General features: G+C 69.0%; 18 protein-coding genes. 12 read left to right on the top strand and 6 right to left on the bottom strand.

Going from position 1 to position 16,490, the window contains the following annotated elements; translation table 11 throughout:
• Positions 1-8 precede the first annotated feature (8 nt).
• Both IT371_00765 and IT371_00760 read left to right on the top strand, forming a co-directional pair.
• Positions 9-587, top strand: coding sequence for a hypothetical protein (locus tag IT371_00765; protein MCC6746155.1), 579 nt, complete (start codon positions 9-11; stop codon positions 585-587).
• The gene (locus IT371_00760; GenBank protein MCC6746154.1) at positions 584-1,054 is read left to right on the top strand and encodes a hypothetical protein; all 471 of its coding nucleotides are present in this window, start codon (positions 584-586) and stop codon (positions 1,052-1,054) included. Before IT371_00765 ends, IT371_00760 begins: the two co-directional genes overlap by 4 nt.
• 13 nt (positions 1,055-1,067) lie before the next feature.
• Here the strand turns inward: IT371_00760 and IT371_00755 are convergent, their stop codons facing one another.
• Positions 1,068-2,234 (bottom strand): serine/threonine protein kinase, encoded by a 1,167-nt coding sequence (locus IT371_00755; GenBank protein MCC6746153.1) that lies wholly within the window; start codon positions 2,232-2,234, stop codon positions 1,068-1,070.
• A 225-nt stretch (positions 2,235-2,459) separates the two neighbouring features.
• Here IT371_00755 and IT371_00750 point away from each other — a divergent pair, with 225 nt between their 5' ends.
• Complete coding sequence (locus IT371_00750) at positions 2,460-3,335, top strand: serine/threonine-protein phosphatase (GenBank protein MCC6746152.1); 876 nt, start codon at positions 2,460-2,462, stop codon at positions 3,333-3,335.
• 127 nt (positions 3,336-3,462) lie between these two features.
• Here IT371_00750 and IT371_00745 read toward each other — a convergent pair whose 3' ends face one another.
• The 3 genes from IT371_00745 to IT371_00735 form a co-directional block, all read right to left on the bottom strand.
• Positions 3,463-3,690: a helix-turn-helix transcriptional regulator gene (locus IT371_00745; GenBank protein ID MCC6746151.1), complete on the bottom strand. Its 228-nt coding sequence runs from the start codon at positions 3,688-3,690 to the stop codon at positions 3,463-3,465.
• Positions 3,691-3,807: 117 nt separating this feature from the next.
• The gene (locus IT371_00740; protein ID MCC6746150.1) at positions 3,808-4,263 is read right to left on the bottom strand and encodes a hypothetical protein; all 456 of its coding nucleotides are present in this window, start codon (positions 4,261-4,263) and stop codon (positions 3,808-3,810) included.
• Between the two features lie 227 nt (positions 4,264-4,490).
• Complete coding sequence (locus tag IT371_00735; GenBank protein MCC6746149.1) at positions 4,491-4,955, bottom strand: hypothetical protein; 465 nt, start codon at positions 4,953-4,955, stop codon at positions 4,491-4,493.
• Positions 4,956-5,054: 99 nt separating this feature from the next.
• Here IT371_00735 and IT371_00730 point away from each other — a divergent pair, with 99 nt between their 5' ends.
• On the top strand, positions 5,055-5,330 hold the full coding sequence (locus IT371_00730) for a hypothetical protein (GenBank protein MCC6746148.1): 276 nt from the start codon (positions 5,055-5,057) through the stop codon (positions 5,328-5,330).
• Positions 5,331-5,352: 22 nt separating this feature from the next.
• On the opposite strand, the gene IT371_00725 is transcribed toward IT371_00730, so the two are convergent.
• The gene (locus IT371_00725; GenBank protein ID MCC6746147.1) at positions 5,353-5,718 is read right to left on the bottom strand and encodes a hypothetical protein; all 366 of its coding nucleotides are present in this window, start codon (positions 5,716-5,718) and stop codon (positions 5,353-5,355) included.
• A 255-nt stretch (positions 5,719-5,973) separates the two neighbouring features.
• Here IT371_00725 and IT371_00720 point away from each other — a divergent pair, with 255 nt between their 5' ends.
• Positions 5,974-6,681 (top strand): hypothetical protein, encoded by a 708-nt coding sequence (locus IT371_00720; GenBank protein MCC6746146.1) that lies wholly within the window; start codon positions 5,974-5,976, stop codon positions 6,679-6,681.
• A 33-nt stretch (positions 6,682-6,714) separates the two neighbouring features.
• Here the strand turns inward: IT371_00720 and IT371_00715 are convergent, their stop codons facing one another.
• Positions 6,715-7,905, bottom strand: a complete 1,191-nt coding sequence (locus tag IT371_00715) for an MFS transporter (GenBank protein MCC6746145.1) — start codon at positions 7,903-7,905, stop codon at positions 6,715-6,717.
• 134 nt (positions 7,906-8,039) lie between these two features.
• Here IT371_00715 and IT371_00710 point away from each other — a divergent pair, with 134 nt between their 5' ends.
• From IT371_00710 to IT371_00680, 7 genes are read left to right on the top strand one after another with little or no spacing between them, the layout of a single operon-like run.
• Complete coding sequence (locus IT371_00710; GenBank protein MCC6746144.1) at positions 8,040-8,546, top strand: NAD(P)H-dependent oxidoreductase subunit E; 507 nt, start codon at positions 8,040-8,042, stop codon at positions 8,544-8,546.
• Positions 8,543-9,850 (top strand): SLBB domain-containing protein, encoded by a 1,308-nt coding sequence (locus IT371_00705; GenBank protein MCC6746143.1) that lies wholly within the window; start codon positions 8,543-8,545, stop codon positions 9,848-9,850. The genes IT371_00710 and IT371_00705 overlap by 4 nt, the downstream gene beginning before the upstream one ends.
• Positions 9,847-10,542 (top strand): NADH-quinone oxidoreductase subunit J, encoded by a 696-nt coding sequence (locus IT371_00700; protein MCC6746142.1) that lies wholly within the window; start codon positions 9,847-9,849, stop codon positions 10,540-10,542. The genes IT371_00705 and IT371_00700 overlap by 4 nt, the downstream gene beginning before the upstream one ends.
• Positions 10,543-10,845: an NADH-quinone oxidoreductase subunit NuoK gene (gene nuoK, locus IT371_00695; protein ID MCC6746141.1), complete on the top strand. Its 303-nt coding sequence runs from the start codon at positions 10,543-10,545 to the stop codon at positions 10,843-10,845. It abuts the gene before it with no gap.
• 16 nt (positions 10,846-10,861) lie between these two features.
• Positions 10,862-13,231: an NADH-quinone oxidoreductase subunit L gene (gene nuoL, locus IT371_00690; protein MCC6746140.1), complete on the top strand. Its 2,370-nt coding sequence runs from the start codon at positions 10,862-10,864 to the stop codon at positions 13,229-13,231.
• The gene (locus IT371_00685) at positions 13,231-14,913 is read left to right on the top strand and encodes an NADH-quinone oxidoreductase subunit M (GenBank protein MCC6746139.1); all 1,683 of its coding nucleotides are present in this window, start codon (positions 13,231-13,233) and stop codon (positions 14,911-14,913) included. Before nuoL ends, IT371_00685 begins: the two co-directional genes overlap by 1 nt.
• Positions 14,910-16,391: an NADH-quinone oxidoreductase subunit N gene (locus IT371_00680; protein MCC6746138.1), complete on the top strand. Its 1,482-nt coding sequence runs from the start codon at positions 14,910-14,912 to the stop codon at positions 16,389-16,391. Before IT371_00685 ends, IT371_00680 begins: the two co-directional genes overlap by 4 nt.
• The last annotated feature ends 99 nt before the right edge of the window (positions 16,392-16,490 follow it).

The raw sequence follows: 16,490 nt of genomic DNA, 5'->3' as shown, positions 1-16,490 counted from the left end.
CGGAGGGGATGCGTGTGAGGTCCTTCGTCGCCATCGTCGGACTCGCCTGGTGCCTCGGGGGAGACGCGGCTGCCACCCCCAAGCGACCCGCGCGCAAGCAGAAGCCGCCGGCGACCGAGCCGGCCCGCGAGGGGAAGGTCACGGTGGTGCGCGGCATGGGGGAGGGGGAGCCGCAGCTCACCGAGGCCACGGGCAAGCGGTGGCTCCTCACGGGTGACCTGCGCGCGGAGCTCCTGCAGACCGACGGGCACACGCTGAAGGTCTGGGGGAGCGAGGGGGAGAAGAAGCTGCTCCTGCCCACGATCAAGGTCACGCGCTACGAGCTCCTCGACGTGGGGGGGGGCCAGCGTCCGCTCGTGGGGACGCTGCGTCAGGTGCGGGACCAGGGGCTCGTGCTCGAGCAGGAGGCGCGCACGCTGCCGATCACCGGGAGCGCCCCTTTCCTCAAGCGCCTCGGCGAGCGCGTGGGCTGCAAGATCTGGATCGTGGGCGACCTCGAGGGAGGCGCGCTCAACGCGTACAAGTTCGGCTGGCTGAGCTGCCGCCCGATGAAACCCTTGAAGCCGAAAAAGGAGACTGGCACATGAAGCGCACGTTGATTCTAGCGGCTCTCGCGGCACCGCTCTTCGTCGAGACCCCGGGGCGCGCCGAGGACCCCTTCGAGCAGGGCCAGGATGCGCTGGCGGTGAAGGCCTCGGACGGGAGCTCCTCGCTGCGCGCCAAGATGAAGCTGACCAAGATGGAGGACGACATGCTCCTCCTCTCGGTGACGGCGATCGACGACGCCAAGTTCCCGGCCTGCACCTTCGACGCCACCGTGCTCAAGGAGGCCGCCTCCAAGGAGAAGCACTTCAAGTTGATCGGCCGCGGCAAGGCCTACCGCTTCGCGCCGGTGCTGAAGCTCAAGAAGAAGCAGCTCGACCTGAAGGACGCGCTCACCCAGAACAACCTCGGGGCCTGCTACTACCCGCCGGGGACCAAGCTCGTGGTGAAGGTGAGCGGCGTGGATCTGAAGACCAAGGTCTTCAACGCCGCGGCGATCTACCTCAAGTAACAAGACCTGCGGCCTACGCCGCCCGATCCTGCACCGCGCGACTGACCGCGAAGGCGAGCTCCTCGCAGCTCGGGTAGCGTTTCCGCGGTTGCTTCGCCAGCGCGCGTCGGATCACCGGATTGATCGCAGACGGTAGATCGGGGCGCAGCTTCGTCAGCTTCGGCGGAGGTGCAACGAGGTGCCCCTTCAGTATCTTCTTGATCGTGCGCCCCTGAAACGGCCCCTGCCCGGTGAACATCTCGAAGACGGACACGCCAAGCGAGTACACGTCGCACAGGTGGCGCTCCTCGGGGGGGATGGCTCGGCCGCCGATCAGCTCGGGGGCGATGTAGAGCGGCGTGCCGCCCGACACGAGACGGGGGTGCTCGGCGTGCGCGCTGTGAGTCGGCGTCTTCGACGACCCGACGAGGCCAAAATCCGCTATCGCGACGTGGCTGTTTTCGTCCATGAGCATGTTGGCCGGCTTGACGTCGCCGTGGAAGATGCCGCGCTCGTGCATCGCTGCGAGGCCCAGCGAGACCTGGTCCACGATGTTGACGACCGTGTCCAGGGCGAGGCTCTCACCACAGCCGAAGAGCTCTCGGATCAGGGCAGCCACCGAGTGTCCGGGCATGTACTCCATCACGAAGAAGAGCAGCCCATCGCACTGACCCGAGGTGTAGATCTGCACCACGTTGATGTGCCGGACGCTGGCCATCGCCACCGCCTCGTTCTGGAAGGAGTCCACGAGCTCCGGGTCGGCCGCATGGACGGGCAGGAGGATCTTGACCGCCACCTCGCGTTCGAGGAGCAGGTCGTGCGCCAGGTAGACTGCCCCCATCGCCCCCTGACCGAGCAGGTGCTTGAGAAAGTACTTCCTCGCGAAGGTGGTGCCGGCCGGAACGGGCGGGTCCGCGTCTTGACGTCCGGCGGCCGCGAAGATCAGGGTGGCTCTGGCCGTATCCGTGCCACCCGGGCGGCGCGTGTGGGGCGATTTGGCTCGCACCGTGGAGGCGGTCGCCCTCGAATGGAGGTCGAGCGGTCGTGCCCCCGTGTCCGCGCTGTCGGAGAGGCCTCTCTTCGCCCGAGAGGCTCCGCCGGCGGCACGCCTTCTGGTCTCGCCCGAGCCGGAGGTGGCCCCCGCGCCCTTCCCGGCGTGCAGGTCGCGGTTACGCGAGGAACGATCGCGAGTTCGTTTCATGACCCGCTTCGATGCATGCTTCGCGCCACCGCCGACCTCGCCGTGCGCACGCCCTTCGCGCCCGATTCCGGTGACGCGCCTCGCGCAGACTGCAAGACGGGCCTGGCGATCTGCAACGTGTGCACTTCGCTGCGCAGTCGGTGCGATCCATCGCCTGGAGATCGTGCGGGGTGCAGCGGATCTCGCGCGTGGACGGCTGGCCCCCGAGTTGCATTCTCGTGGGTCATGGTAAATCTCGTCGCTTACGGACAAACGGACGTCGGTCTGGTACGGCCGACGAATGAGGACGCCTTCGTCATCGCCGATCTGACGGACCGCCGTCCGGTCGAGAAGAGATCGGTCGCGCGTTTCAAGGTGGGCGAGCGGGGCGTGCTGCTGGCCGTGTCGGATGGGATGGGGGGCGAGCGTGCCGGCGAGGTCGCCAGCACGATGGTCATCGAGTCCATGCGGCGATCGATGACGGTGCTGCCGAGCATCGAGCCGATCCACGAGATCGTCGAGCAGTCGGCGGAGGCGGCGAACCGCGAGGTCTGGACCGCCGCACAGCGGCCGGAGCTCACGGGCATGGGCGCCACGCTCACGGCCCTGCACTTCCACGGAACGTCGGTATACATCGCCGAGGTCGGTGACTCGCGCGCCTACCTGCTGCGCGGCGGGTGTCTGGTCCAGGTGACGCGCGACCAGAGTTACGTCCAGATGCTGATCGACTCGGGGGCGCTGACGCCGGAGCAAGCCGAGACCGCGCCGCTCAGGAACGTCATCCTGCAAGCCATGGGCGTGAAGGCGGACGTGTCGGTCGCGCTCGGTCGGCTGGAGCTGCGCCAGCGCGACTGCTTCCTGCTCTGCTCGGACGGGCTGTCGAACAAGGTGTCGGCTTCCGAGATGCAGCAGGTGATGCTCGCCGCGCCCACCATCGAGGTGGCGTGCACGACCCTCATCAACCTAGCGAAGCAGCGCGGTGGGGAGGACAACATCACGGTGCTCATCGGCGTGGTGAGCGGCGACCTGCCTCCGCTCGTGGAGGGTGAGACCGTCGCCGAGACGCTCCAGATCCTGCAGGAGGCGCCCGAGCTCGGTGCTCTCGGGGTCACCGGCGCCTGAGGCGACCGTGGTCCAGCGAACCGAGCTACGGAGTTACTGCAGGTGCTCCTCAACGAGCCCGAAGCGGTGGGGCGTCAGAACGCGCCACGAAGCCCGGCGGGATGGGTTGCGGCCCAGGGGACCGTCATCAGGCAGCTTCCACGGCGACCCTGAGCTTCAGCCCGCTCGCGGTCACGGCGTCCTGAAGCGCGAGCTGAACGAGCACGCGCGGTGGGTGCCCGAAGGCCTTTGCGAACCGCGCGGCCTGCTCGGGGCTGACGAGGCGCCGGCCCTTCTCCACGTCACAGAGGTACTGGCGAGAGATTCCGACCTTCTTGGCAAAGGCCACCTGAGACAGGTCGTCACGAGCACGCAGCGCTTCGACCGCCGCGCCTCGACAAGAAGAACCCGACGGCGACGTTCCGGGGCGCGCGGCCGAGGCTCTTTTCGGCCCGCCTGGTCACCTTGACCTTCACGCTCTCCCCACACCGGACTACCGGAACAGCCCCTCGAGCGCCGCGGCGTTGTTCAGCTCGTTCGCGCTCGGCGCCTGGACCTTCTGCTGCGCGCCCATGATCGTGCGATAGACCTCGACGTCTCCGCCGACCCAGGAATGGACGAAGCGCGAGAAGGAGTTGTCGGTCCAGAAGAGCCGATAGAAGTGTTCGAGGTGGATCTCCTGCCCCTGCGCGATGAGGGTGCGGAGCTCCTTCTTCGCCGCGGAGATGGCCTTCGGTGTCGCCACCGTGAACTGTCCGGCGTTGGCCTTGGCCAGCTTGCGGTCGCCCGCGGTCGCCCCGACGTTGAAGCCGGTCATCCGGTTGCCGCGCTTCACCTGCAGCTCGATGCGCTCCGCAGCGGCCGGGTTGAATCTCACGCGCGAGCGCGCGAGGGCCAAGTTCCCGACGAGTAGGGTTGCCAGCGCGACCGAAAGCATCACCGTCCGCATCTCTCACCTCCTTGTGGGCGGCGACCGGCGCCGCGTGAGGGGAGTTACGCAAGGGGAGTGCCACGTATCCAAATCGTCGTCCGGAGCGTTTACGGGAGCTTGGATGCGTCTTCCAGGAGCGCGCCGTGGCGCCTGCGGCCTGGCCTGGCGGTCGGGGGTGATGCGCATCGGTTGCAGAGGTGGCAGGACCCGCGAGGGCTCCGCCGCCGCGATCGGGGTGCTTCTCGCTACTGCAGGTGCTCCGGCTCGGGCGCGCGGCTGGCCGGGACCTTCAGCGCCGCGAGCTTCGCGAGGCGGGTGCGGTCCACGATCGTCCCCGTGGCCGGGATCGCCAGCGCACCATCCACCAGCTCGGGGGTGAAGAGGATGGCCTGCGCCTGCCCGTTGTAGCCGAGCTGCACGAGCAGCTCCTCCTCGAAGTACTGGCAGCGCTGCTCGCAGCAGTAGAAGGGCTCGCGGACGCGGTAGAGCCCCTCCGCGGCGAGCGGCTCGAGCGTCTCGGCGTAGCGCGCGTCGGGGACGGTGGTGCCGTGCTCGTGAAAGAGAGCGCGGTTGTTCTTCCAGCCCCTCGGGAGGTAGACGCCGGGGCCCGGGTCGCCGTGGTTGTGGTAGTAGACCAGCACGCCGGCCGGGACGGTTTCTTCGATCGCTTCGGTGGTGCGGTAGAGGCCGCAGGGCAAGGCTCGCGTCACCCGCGAACTATAGCAGGGGTTCCGTGGGGCATGGATCCCTTGTCCGTGCGCCCCGGCCCGCTCTATAGTTCTGCCGCTTCGCGCTATCGAGGGAATCGCATGCGCTACCTGCTTCCCGCTCTGCTCCTGGGTCTTCTCCTCGCCGGTTGCGGCAAGAAGGGCGCTGGCGCCGCCTGCGAGCTCACCGAGGAGGGGGCGAAGAAGTGCGCCTCCTCGCTCTGCCTGAAGGTGCAGTGCGCGTCGGGGGCCACTCCGGCGGTCTGCGCCGGCGGGAACTGCATGGCGGGCGGGTCCTGCGCCTCGAGCGACGAGACCTGCGTGCAGGTCCCCGGCTACAACGCGGCGTACTGCGTGCCGAACTCCGCCTGCAAGTAGCGGCGCGTCGCGCCGGAGGCGACTACTGCCGGGCCAGTCGTTTCGCGACCTCGGCCGCCTGCCGCCGGATCGTAGGTTCCTGGTCCCAGTAGCTCACGAAGCGGGCGAGCGGCAGCGCGTCGCGGCTTCCGATGCGCGCGAGCGCCTCGAGGAGCCGGCTTCGCGCCTCGGCCGGGGCCGCGTGGAGCTCCTGTTCGATCTCGGTGAGGGCGTAGGGCCCGAAGGTCAGCACCTTCTCCAGCGCGTTTCGCTCTTCGCCGGCACCTTTGGCGTTCACGAGCGCGCGCACCGCGACCCGGCAATCCCAGTCGCGGCTCGAGTCGCACCCGCCCGCGCCGAGCATTAGCCCGCCGAGGAGGATCGTTCCGAGGACCGTGCGCGCCGGCATGCGCGCAGCATAGGCGCGGGTGTGGCTCCCGCCAAGGCCGTTTGAGTCGAACCCCTCCGAGCCTCGGTGCCCCCCGCCTTCCGGCGGATGCGGTAAGGCCTCGGTATCAAAGGCCCTGCTCGTGGCACGCGGGTTGCTGTCAGCTACCCGGTGGCCGCGCGGCAATCCATCCTTCTCGTTCTCTCGCTGCTGCTCGTCGCGGGGTCCTCGGACGCCGGGCGCCGGGCCGGCACCTCGAGACCGAAGCGGGCCCCGGTGGTCGCGCCAACGCTTGCGCTTGCCCCCGCGCCTACCCCCGTCCCCACGCTCGCTCCCGCCCCCTTCTCCGTCGACCGGATCAAGGTCGGGCCCGAGGGCTGCTTTCGTCCCTGGCTCCTCGGCCGCGGCGCGCCGCTCCCCCAGGGTCAGGCCGCGCTGGCGCTGGTCACCGAGGCCCAGCGTGCGGTGATCGGCCGTCTCGCGGAGCTCATGCCCTTCGGCCCGGCCGGCTACCAGGAGGTGCTCGTCACTCCGCGCCACCTGGCCTTCCGTCGTCAGCCGACGGTGGACGGCTGCGCCGTGGTGGATCTCCTTCGTTTCGAGGACGCGGCGGCACAGCTCGCAACCGGGCGGTCGCTCGCGCTCGCCAAGACCTGCGTGGGGCACGCGGGGGCCGGGCGCGAGGTTCGCGCCGAGGTCGGCCCGGTCGATACGCTGCGCCTCTATCGCCAGCTTCCCGCGCGCGCCGAGGGAGACGTGGCCTCCACCGACGGCTTCACCTCCTTCGCGCTCAGCCTCGCCGACGCCTTTCACCCCTTCGGCGCCGCCGGGCCCACGGTGGCCTTCTGCGTGCCGCGTCCGCTCTTCGACCGCGCGGTGCGCGGCGAGGCGGGTGGCACGGGCTGGACCGGTGGCGGGCTCGGCATCGACGTCGAGGAAGAGGTCCAGCTCGACACGCACGCGCTGCGGCCTCTGCTCCCCTGAGGTTGTCGCGCACCGTGCGCGACGTATGCGAGCTCACTCCGCCGTCCGCCTGCGGTACGTCTCGCGGACCAGCGCCGCGACCAGAAGTCCGGTCGCGAGCAGGCCGAGCAGCAGGAAGACCGCCGCCCGATAGGTGGGGGCGTCGCCTTTGACCGCCTGCATGGAAACGATCACCGCCACGCCGCCCGCGTTTCCCGCCAGCATGAGGAGCCCCGTCGCGGAGCCGGCCTGCGCGGGGCCCGCGAGCTCGGCCGACATCTCGAGGAGCAGGGCGTAGGCCGGCAGGAAGAAGAAGCCGAGGAGCGCGGCCAGCACGAGGAGCGTCGCGTAGTGGCCGCTCGCGCAGAGCGGGTAGACCGTGGCCAGCGCGACGGCGGTGCAGAGCAGGACGAAGGGCTTGCGTCGACGAAAGCGGTCCGACAGGGCCGGAATCACCACCGCGCCGACGATGCCGCCGATCACGAGCATCCCGCCTACCATGCCGGCGTCCACGGCGCTCACCCCGTTGGGTGCCAGGATCTGCTCGAGCCAGGTGGTCAGGCCGTTGAAGAAGCCGAGCCCCACGAAGCCCAGCAGGCAGACGAGGAGCAGGTCCCGGTCGCGAAGGAGCTGGCGCATCCCGCGGGGTGCCGTGTCGCTCGACGCCGCGGCCGGGCCGCGCGGGTTCGGCCGCACGAGCGCGAGGAAGAGGCCCGCCACGGCGACGCTCGCCCCGGTGAAGGCGATCATCGCGCCTCGCAGCCCGAGCGCCTCCACTAGTGGGGGCGTGGCGGCCATCCCCGCGGCCATGCCCAAGAACATGCCCATGGTGCCGAGCCCGGTGGCCAGGGCCCCCTGCCGCTCCTCGAACCAGTCGGCCACGAGCTTCGTGATTCCGTTGACCACCAGCGGCTGCGCCAGGGCGACGCCGATCTGGCCGGCCAGAAGCGCGGCGAAGCTTCGATCGTAGATTCGCAGCGCGGAGCAGAGCGCCATCAGCACCGCGCCGAGCCCGATGGTGAAGCGATAGCCTTTCCGGTCGGTCAGCGTCCCGGCCGGCACCGAGACCAGCACGTAGAGCAGGGGAAAGACCATGACCAGGGTGCTGGCCACGAGCTCGCTCACCCCGTAGGTCTTCTGCACCAGGGACAGGAGCGGCGCGAAGTTGAGCCAAAGCGCCTGGCTCAGCGCGGCCACCAGCATGTAGCTCACGAGGACGAGCCAGCGGCGGGAAGGCGGGGTCATGCCGTCGCGAATGTGGCGCAAGTACACCCGGGCATCAAGAGGCCCAATGCCCTTGACACGGCGCGCGTCCTTCCCTACCGTTGCGCCGTCGCGCGTAGCATTTTCCGCTAGTTAAAAGGCTCGAACCGGCGAACATGGCCCTTACCTTCACTCCGCAAGCCCAGGCGCGGATCGCCAAGATCCTCGCCCGCTACCCGAACAAGATGGCGGCCTGCTTGCCGCTCCTCTGGCTCGCCCAGGAGGAGTTCGGCCACGTGGGGCCCGACGCGCAGGCGCTCGTCGCGGCCACGCTCGACCTGCCGGCGTCGCACGTCTACGGCGTGGTGACCTTCTACACGATGTACAACCAGAAGCCCGTGGGGAAGTACCACGTGCAGGTCTGTACCAACGTGAGCTGCATGCTCTGCGGTGGGTACGACACCCTCGGAGCCTTCGAGCGCAAGCTCGGCATCCGGTGCGGCGAGACCACCCCCGACGGGCTCTTCACCCTCGCCGAGGTGGAGTGCCTGGCGGCCTGCGGAGGGGCCCCGGCAGTGCAGATCAACGATCGCTATTACGAGCCCGTCACCCCGGAGACGGTGGACGCCCTCGTGGACGCCCTGCGCGAGGGGAAACAACCGCCGTCGCGGCCCAAGGCATGATGACCAAGATCGTCACCCAGAACTTCGGCAACGCCCAGGCGAAGGAGCTCGCGACCTACGAGCGGCTCGGCGGCTACGCGTCGCTGCGCAAGGCGCTCGGCATGTCGCACGAGGCCCTCGTCGAGGAGGCCAAGAAGTCGAACCTCCGAGGCCGCGGGGGCGCCGGCTTTCCCGCGGGTCAGAAGTGGAGCTTCGTACCGAAGGAGGCGAAGACCGTCTACCTGGTGGTCAACGCCGACGAGGGAGAGCCCGGGACCTTCAAGGACCGCTGGCTCATGTACTGGGACCCGCACCGGCTGATCGAGGGGGCCTGCATCGCCGCGTACGCGATCCGCTCGCACTCGGTCTACATCTATATCCGAGGCGAGCTCTTCGAAGAGGCGCGCATCCTCGAGCGGGCGGTCGAAGAGGCCTACGCGAAGGGCTACCTCGGCCGGTCGATGGCCGGCTCGGGCTGGGCCATGGAGATGGTCGTGCACCGCGGCGCCGGGGCGTACATCTGCGGCGAGGAGACGGCGCTCCTCTCCTCGCTCGAGGGGAAGCGCGGGCAGCCCAAGCTCAAGCCCCCCTTCCCGGCGGTCAAGGGCCTCTTCGGCGAGCCGACCGTGGTGAACAACGTCGAGACGCTGATGAACCTGCCCACGATCGTCGAGAAGGGCGGGGCCTACTTCGCCGAGCTCGGCGTCCCGGGCGACGGCGGCACGCGCGCCGTGGCCGTGAGCGGGCACGTGAAGAACCCGGGCGTCTACGAGATCCCCGTCGGCACGAACCTGAAGGACATCATCTACAAGATCGCAGGCGGGATGCGCGGGGACCGGCCGCTCAAGGCCGTCATCCCCGGCGGGAGCTCGATGCCCGTCCTCACCGCCGACGAGATCGACGTCCCTTACGCCAACGACGCCATGAGCAAGGCCGAGCACATCAAGCCCGTCGAGGTGGCCCCCGGCAAGCCCTTCAGCTGGGGCGGCCGGCCGCTGCGCTCGCTCCCGGGCTCCGGGGCCATCGTGGTGATGGAAGAGGGGACCGACATGATCGCGGTCTGCGCGCGCGTGGCCAAGTTCTACGCCCACGAGTCCTGCGGCCAGTGCACCCCGTGCCGCGAGGGGACCGGCTGGATGAACGCCGTGATGGGGCGCCTGGCCAAGGGGCAGGGGCAGCGCGGCGACGTGGAGCTCCTCTCGACCATCGCCAACGGCATCGCGGGCAACACGATCTGTGCGCTCGGCGACGCGGCGGCCTGGCCGATGCTCGGTTTCATCACCAAGTTCCGCTCCGACTTCGAAGCGCGGATTGCCGCCTCATGAACCAGCCCGACCGACCTCGCTCGCACCCCGCCGTCGCCTGGAAACTCCCCGCGCTGGCCGGGCTCCTCGTGCTCGCCCTCGGCCTCCTTCTGGGCGGCACCGCGCTGGCCCAGGACGCGACCTACGTGGCCCAGGGGGCCGAACCCGCGGGGCTCGACCTCGTGCTCTGGGGCTTCCGCGCCCTGGCCGCCCTCACCCTGGTCGCGGCGGCCGCCATGGTCCTCTCGCACAACCCGGTCGTCGCCTCGCTCTGCCTCGTGGGCACGCTCTTCTGCATCGGCGGCCTCTTCCTGATGCTGCACGCCACCTTCCTCGCAGCGATCCAGGTGCTGGTCTACGCCGGGGCGATCATGGTGCTCTTCGTCTTCGTGGTGATGTCCGTCGGACACCGGGACCGCGAGGAGCTCGGCTTCGGGCGCGGCCGCCTGTCGAAGGGCCTCGGCATCGTGGCCGTCGCGATCCTTCTCATGCGCCTCATCCCGCTGCTCAAGACCGCCAAGCTCGGACCGGCGGCGACCGTGCCCGACGGCTTCGGGGACGTGCGCAGCGTCGGCAAGCTCCTCTTCAACGAATACCTGCTCCCCTTCGAGGCGATCTCGATCCTGCTCCTCGTGGCCATCGTCGGGGCGGTGATGATCACGCGCCGCCCGACTCGCGAACCGGGCCAGCCGCCCGAGCGAAAGGGGGTCTAGATGATCCCGCTCAACGAAGTGCTCGTCTGGGCCGCGGCCCTCTTCGGCATCGGGCTCGTGGGCGTGCTCGTGCGACGCGACCTGCTCGTCGTGCTGATGTCCATCGAGCTCCTGCTGAACGCGGTGAACCTCACGATCATCGCCTTCGCCCGCGCCCGCGGCGACGTGGCGGGGCACGGCCTGGTTTTTCTGATCGTCGCGCTGGCGGCCGCCGAGGCCGCGGTGGGCCTGGCGATCGTCGTGTCCATCTTCCGCACGCGCAAGACGGTCAACGTCGACGAAATAACCCTCATGAAGCACTAGACGCGGCGAGCCCCCGATGAAGGCCGACTTCCCTCTCTTCTGGATTCCGCTCCTCCCGCTCCTCGGCGCGGCGATCAACCTCCTCGTAGGGCGCAAGCTCGAGCGGCGCGCGGTGCACGTCATCGCCTGCGGCTCCGTCTTCGGCGCGCTCGTCGTGGCGATGGTGGCCGTCTTTCGCGAGCTCTACCCGCTCTACCTCGAGGCCCGCGCCGCGGGGGACGCGGGCGTGCTGCCGTCGCTGGTCAACGAGGTCTTCGACTGGATCGTGACCGGCGACGTGGCCATCAAGGCCGGCCTGGTCTGCGACCCGCTCACGGCGGTGATGATCCTCGTCGTGACCTTCGTGGGCTTTCTGATCCACGTCTACTCGGCCGGCTACATGGAGCACGAGGCCGGCTACGCGCGTTACTTCGGCTACCTGAACCTCTTCACCGGGTCGATGCTCCTGCTCGTGCTCGGCGACAACCTGGCGCTGCTCTTCGTCGGCTGGGAGGGGGTGGGCGTCTGCTCGTACCTCCTCATCGGCTTCTGGTACGACAAGGACGGGACCGAGCGCTTCGGCACGGCCAACGCCGAGGCGGGCAAGAAGGCCTTCATCGTCAACCGCATCGGGGACCTGGCCTTCCTCATCGGCATGTTCGTGCTCTTCGCCGCCACCGGCACGCTGAACATCCAGGAGCTCGCGGGCAAGGCCTCGGCGCTCCTGCAAGAGGTGCGGCCGGTCGGGCTCGTCACCGTCTCCGTCGCGGGGCTCGCCGGCTTTCTGCTCTTCATCGGGGCCACGGGTAAGTCGGCCCAGATCCCCCTCTACATCTGGCTCCCCGACGCCATGGCCGGCCCGACGCCCGTCAGCGCGCTGATCCACGCCGCGACGATGGTCACGGCCGGGGTCTACATGGTGGCGCGGCTCAACTTCATCTACATGCTGAGCCCCACGGTGATGGGGGTGGTCGCGCTCGTCGGGGGCCTGACGGCGCTCTTCGCCGCGACGATCGGCATCGCGCAGAACGACATCAAGAAAGTGCTCGCCTACTCGACGGTGAGCCAGCTCGGCTACATGTTCCTCGGCGTGGGCGTCGGCGCCTTCTCCTCGGGGGTCTTCCACCTCTTCACCCACGCCTTCTTCAAGGCCTGCCTCTTCCTCGGCGCGGGGGCGGTGATCCACGCCCTCGCCGGTCAGCAGGACATCCGCCGCATGGGGGCGCTCAGGAACAAGATCCCCCTCGTGCACTGGACCTTCCTCGTCTCGACCCTGGCCATCTCGGGCATCCCCGTCTTCGCCGGCTTCTTCTCCAAGGACGAGATCCTCTGGAAGGTGCTCTCGACGGGAAACCCGGCCTGGCCGAGCTGGTTCCCGTACCTGCTCTTCGTGCTCGGCATGGGGGGCGCGCTCTGCACGGCCTTCTACATGTTCCGGCTCTACTACCTGACCTTCGGCGGGACGAACCGCGTCGACCCTCACGTCGAGGCGCACCTCCACGTGCCGGGGGTGGCGATGAGCATGCCGCTCGTGGTGCTGGCGATCGGCGCCACCGTCCTTGGCGTGCTCGGCCTCCCCGAGCTCGGGCCGCTCCACAACTACTTCCACACCTGGCTCTCGCCCGTCGTCGCGCAGGGGGAACGGATGATCGCCGCCGGGCTGTCGGTCCCGGGGGGAATGGGCCCCGTCGCCCCCGGGCACCTCGCGCACAGCCACAGCGCCGAGGTGGGGCTGATGGTCGCCTCGGTGGTCGTGGCCCTCGGCGGTATCCTCATCGCACGCCGCAGCTATCGCGACGCGATGCCGGCCACGGAAGACAAGCCGCTCGAGCAGCGCGGCGGGCTCTTCCGGCTGCTCAGCAACAAGTACTGGATCGACGAGCTCTACGGCTTCGTGGTGGTCAAGCCGGTGAAGCTCGCGGCGACGCTCTTCTACCGCGTGGTGGACCGCTTCTTCATCGACATCATCGGCGTGAACGGCTCGGCCTGGGTGGTGGACGCCGTGGGCCGCGTCGCACGTCGCGCCCACAACGGGAACCTCCAGCACTACGTGGCGATGCTGCTCGTCGGCACCGGGCTCGTGGTCTACTGGGTCAGCTCGCCGCCGGACCGCTTCGAGGTGCGGCCTCCGAGCCCCGTGGTCGTCGGGCAGTCGGTCACCTTCGACGCCACGCAGGGGGTCATCCCGGACCAGCGCAAGCTCGAGTACCGCTGGGACTTCGACGGTGACGGCACCTGGGACACGAGCTTCTCGGCCGCGGCCACGACGAGCCACGCCTTCCCGAAGGCGGGCAAGTACAAGGTGAAGCTCGAGGTCCGCGACCTCCGCTTCGGCACGCAGGCCAAGGAGACGCGCACCCTGCGCGTCGAGGAGTCGCCTCGCGGCGCCCCGGGGGAGGCACGCTGATGCTGCTCACCGTGATCCTGGCCATCCCGCTCGTCGGGGCGCTCGCGCTGATGCTCCTGCCGAAGGACGAGCCGCAGCAGGCGCGCAACCTCGGCCTCTTCTTCAGCCTCGCCACCTTCGCGGTCTCGCTCGGCCTGCCGGCAGGCTTCCGCCCGACGATGGGCGAGATGCAGTTCGAGCTCAACTTCCCGTGGATCAAGACCTGGGGGATCAACTTCCACGTCGGGATCGACGGGATCAGCCTCTGGCTGGTGATGCTCACCACCTTCCTCACACCGGTGGTGATCCTCTGCACCTACAAGTCGATCCAGGACAAGGTGCGCGAGCTGATGGTGAGCTTGCTCATCCTCGAGCTCGGCATGCTCGGGGCCTTCATGGCGCTCGACCTCTTCCTCTTCTACGTCTTCTGGGAGGTGATGCTGGTGCCGATGTACCTCATCATCGGCATCTGGGGCCACGGTCAGAAGATCTACGCCGCGATCAAGTTCGTGATCTACACGATGGTCGGCTCGCTGCTGATGCTGGTCGCCATCCTCTACATGTACATCACGCACGGCCGCGCCACGGGGGACTACACCTTCGACTACATGGTGCTGAGCCAGAGCGTGTGGGGCCAGGAGGCGCAGCTCCTGCTCTTCGCGGCCTTCACGCTGGCCTTCGCGATCAAGGTGCCGCTCTTCCCGCTGCACACCTGGCTCCCCGACGCGCACACCCAGGCGCCGACGGCGGGCTCGGTGATCCTCGCCGGGGTGCTGCTCAAGCTCGGTACCTACGGCATCCTGCGCTACTCGATGGCCCTCTTCCCCTGGGCCGCCGCCGCCTTCGGACCGTACCTGTCGATCCTCGCGGTGGTGGGGATCGTCTACGGCGCGCTCGTGGCCTACGCCCAGGACGACGCCAAGAAGCTCGTCGCCTACTCGTCGGTGAGCCACCTCGGCTTCGTGGTCCTCGGCCTCATGTCCTTGACCGTCAGCGGAGTCGGTGGCGGCGTCTACCAGATGATCGGCCACGGCCTCTCGACCGGTGGGCTCTTCCTCGCCATCGGCGTGCTCTACGACCGACGGCACACGCACCGGCTGGATCAGTTCGGCGGGCTCTGGCGCCGGATGCCCGTCTTCGCCGGCCTCTTCATGGTGGTGATGCTCGCCTCGGCGGGGCTCCCCGGGCTGAACGGCTTCGTCGGCGAGTTCCTGATCCTGGTCGGGAGCTTCACGCACGAGCAGCAGATGGCGCAGGCAGACCTGCCGTCGCTTATCGTGCACTCGCGGATCATGACGGCCATCGCGGCGCTCGGCGTGGTGCTCGGTGCGGTGTACCTCTTGCATCTTTTCCAGAAGCTCATGCTTGGGCCGATCACGCAGCCCAAGAACGCGGACCTGCCGGACGTCTCGACGCGCGAGGTCTGGACCTTCGTGCCGCTGCTGGTCTTCATCTTCTGGATGGGCCTCTATCCGAAGCCCTTTCTCACGCGCGTGGAGCCGGCGGTGAACCTCTTCCTCAAGGAGTACAAGGTCAAGTACGCCGCCTCCGAGGCGAACGTGGATGGTCCGCCCAAGGTGGTGAAGGAGCTCTCGTACCGGGGTAAGGCGATTCCGCCGCGGCCGGTGGTTCCCGCCCCCGCAGCGCCGGCTGGGACCCCGGCTGCAACCGGCGCCCGGGCCGCCGCGGGAGGTGTGCGATGAACGCGCTCCGCCCCGCGGACTTCCTGCACCTCTTGCCGCTGATCTTCGTCTTCGGCTGGGCCTGCCTCGTGCTGCTGGCGAGCGCGCTCGGTCCCGTGAAGGCCTCGCGCCTCGGGCCGCTCTCGCTCTTCGGTCTGCTCCTGGCGCTCGGCGTGACGGCCTGGTCCTGGGTCGAGCACGCGACGCCCGCCACCGAGCTCTTCGGCGGGATGCTGGTCGTCGACCGCTTCAGCCTCTTTCTCGATCTCATCTTCCTCGTGGCCACGGGGCTGACGATCCTCGTCTCGTCGGGCTACCTCGACGAGCATCGGCTCGCGGAAGGCGAGTACTACGCGCTCGTGCTCCTGAGCCTGGTGGGGATGATGCTGCTCGTGCACGCGGCGGACTTCGTGACCCTGCTCATCGGGCTCGAGACCATGTCCCTCGGCGTCTACGCGCTCGCCGCCGGGTGGGCCGAGAAGCGCAAGAGCGCCGAGGCGGGTCTCAAGTACTTCGTCATGGGCGCGGTGGCGTCGGCGATCCTCCTCTACGGGGTTGCGCTCCTCTACGGCGTGACGGGGACGACGAACCTCGCGGCGATCGCCCGCAAGGCCTACGGCGAGGGGACGAACCCGCTCTTTGTGATGGGGATGTTCCTGGTCCTCGGGGCGATGGCCTTCAAGGTCTCGCTGGTGCCGTTCCACATGTGGACCCCCGACGCCTACGAGGGGGCGCCGACGCCGGTGACCGGCTTCATGGCGGCGGCGGTGAAGGCGGCGGGCTTCGGCCTGCTCCTGCGTCTCGTGCGCGGGACCTTCGGCGCCGACGGGCTGGTCTACGGCTCGGCGGGCTGGGTGAACATCTTCTGGACGCTCTCGATGCTCACGATGATCGTGGGAAACCTGGCGGCGCTCCGGCAGACGAACATCAAGCGCATGCTGGCCTTCTCGTCGGTTTCGCACGCCGGCTACCTGCTCCTCGGCGTGGTCACGCTCACGGTGGTGCCGCAGAGCCCGGGGCCCTTGCTCTACTACCTGCTCTCGTACTCGCTCACGACGGTCGGCGCCTTCGGCGTTGTGGCCTGGCTCGGGCGCGAGGGGAACGAGGGCGTTCAGCTCGAGGATTGGGCGGGGCTCGGCTCGCGGCGACCTGCGGCGGCTTTGGCCATGACGATCTTTCTGCTCTCCCTCGGCGGCGTGCCGCCGACGGCGGGCTTCTTCGCCAAGCTCTACGTCTTTCGCGCGGCGCTCGAGCACCCGAGCCTCTTTTGGCTCGTCATCATCGGGGCGCTCAACAGCGTGGTCAGCATCTACTACTACCTGCGTCCCGTCGTGGCCATGTACTTCCGGGAGGGGCAGGGGGATGCCGGTTCGGCGCCGCTCCGCTCGGGGCAGGCCGTGACCGCCATCGTTTGCGCGGCGATCCTGGTGCTCCTGCTCGGACTCGTTCCCGGGCCCTCCCTCGACTGGGCGGCCCGTTCCCTCCTCGCGCTGCCCTGACCTTCCGCGAAGTGACCGCGCGGGCGGGGCACCGTCGCGCGGGTCTCCTCGCGCGATCTCCGCCGTCAGCTGGGCAGCTTCTCCCCCCGCGCGGCGTAG

The organism is Deltaproteobacteria bacterium (assembly GCA_020848905.1).
GTDB lineage: Bacteria > Myxococcota_A > Polyangia.
The sequence above is the reverse complement of the archived record's forward strand: the minus strand, read 5'-3'. Positions and strand labels throughout refer to the sequence as shown.

Bases quoted from the DNA above. Each gene is read 5' to 3' on its own strand.
- IT371_00765 (MCC6746155.1), top strand. From the start codon at position 9: ATGCGTGTGAGGTCCTTCGTCGCCATCGTCGGACTCGCCTGGTGCCTC.
- IT371_00760 (MCC6746154.1), top strand. From the start codon at position 584: ATGAAGCGCACGTTGATTCTAGCGGCTCTCGCGGCACCGCTCTTCGTC.
- IT371_00755 (MCC6746153.1), bottom strand. From the start codon at position 2,234: ATGAAACGAACTCGCGATCGTTCCTCGCGTAACCGCGACCTGCACGCC.
- IT371_00750 (MCC6746152.1), top strand. From the start codon at position 2,460: ATGGTAAATCTCGTCGCTTACGGACAAACGGACGTCGGTCTGGTACGG.
- IT371_00740 (MCC6746150.1), bottom strand. From the start codon at position 4,263: ATGCGGACGGTGATGCTTTCGGTCGCGCTGGCAACCCTACTCGTCGGG.
- IT371_00730 (MCC6746148.1), top strand. From the start codon at position 5,055: ATGCGCTACCTGCTTCCCGCTCTGCTCCTGGGTCTTCTCCTCGCCGGT.
- IT371_00725 (MCC6746147.1), bottom strand. From the start codon at position 5,718: ATGCCGGCGCGCACGGTCCTCGGAACGATCCTCCTCGGCGGGCTAATG.
- IT371_00715 (MCC6746145.1), bottom strand. From the start codon at position 7,905: ATGACCCCGCCTTCCCGCCGCTGGCTCGTCCTCGTGAGCTACATGCTG.
- IT371_00710 (MCC6746144.1), top strand. From the start codon at position 8,040: ATGGCCCTTACCTTCACTCCGCAAGCCCAGGCGCGGATCGCCAAGATC.
- IT371_00705 (MCC6746143.1), top strand. From the start codon at position 8,543: ATGATGACCAAGATCGTCACCCAGAACTTCGGCAACGCCCAGGCGAAG.
- IT371_00700 (MCC6746142.1), top strand. From the start codon at position 9,847: ATGAACCAGCCCGACCGACCTCGCTCGCACCCCGCCGTCGCCTGGAAA.
- nuoK (MCC6746141.1), top strand. From the start codon at position 10,543: ATGATCCCGCTCAACGAAGTGCTCGTCTGGGCCGCGGCCCTCTTCGGC.
- nuoL (MCC6746140.1), top strand. From the start codon at position 10,862: ATGAAGGCCGACTTCCCTCTCTTCTGGATTCCGCTCCTCCCGCTCCTC.
- IT371_00685 (MCC6746139.1), top strand. From the start codon at position 13,231: ATGCTGCTCACCGTGATCCTGGCCATCCCGCTCGTCGGGGCGCTCGCG.
- IT371_00680 (MCC6746138.1), top strand. From the start codon at position 14,910: ATGAACGCGCTCCGCCCCGCGGACTTCCTGCACCTCTTGCCGCTGATC.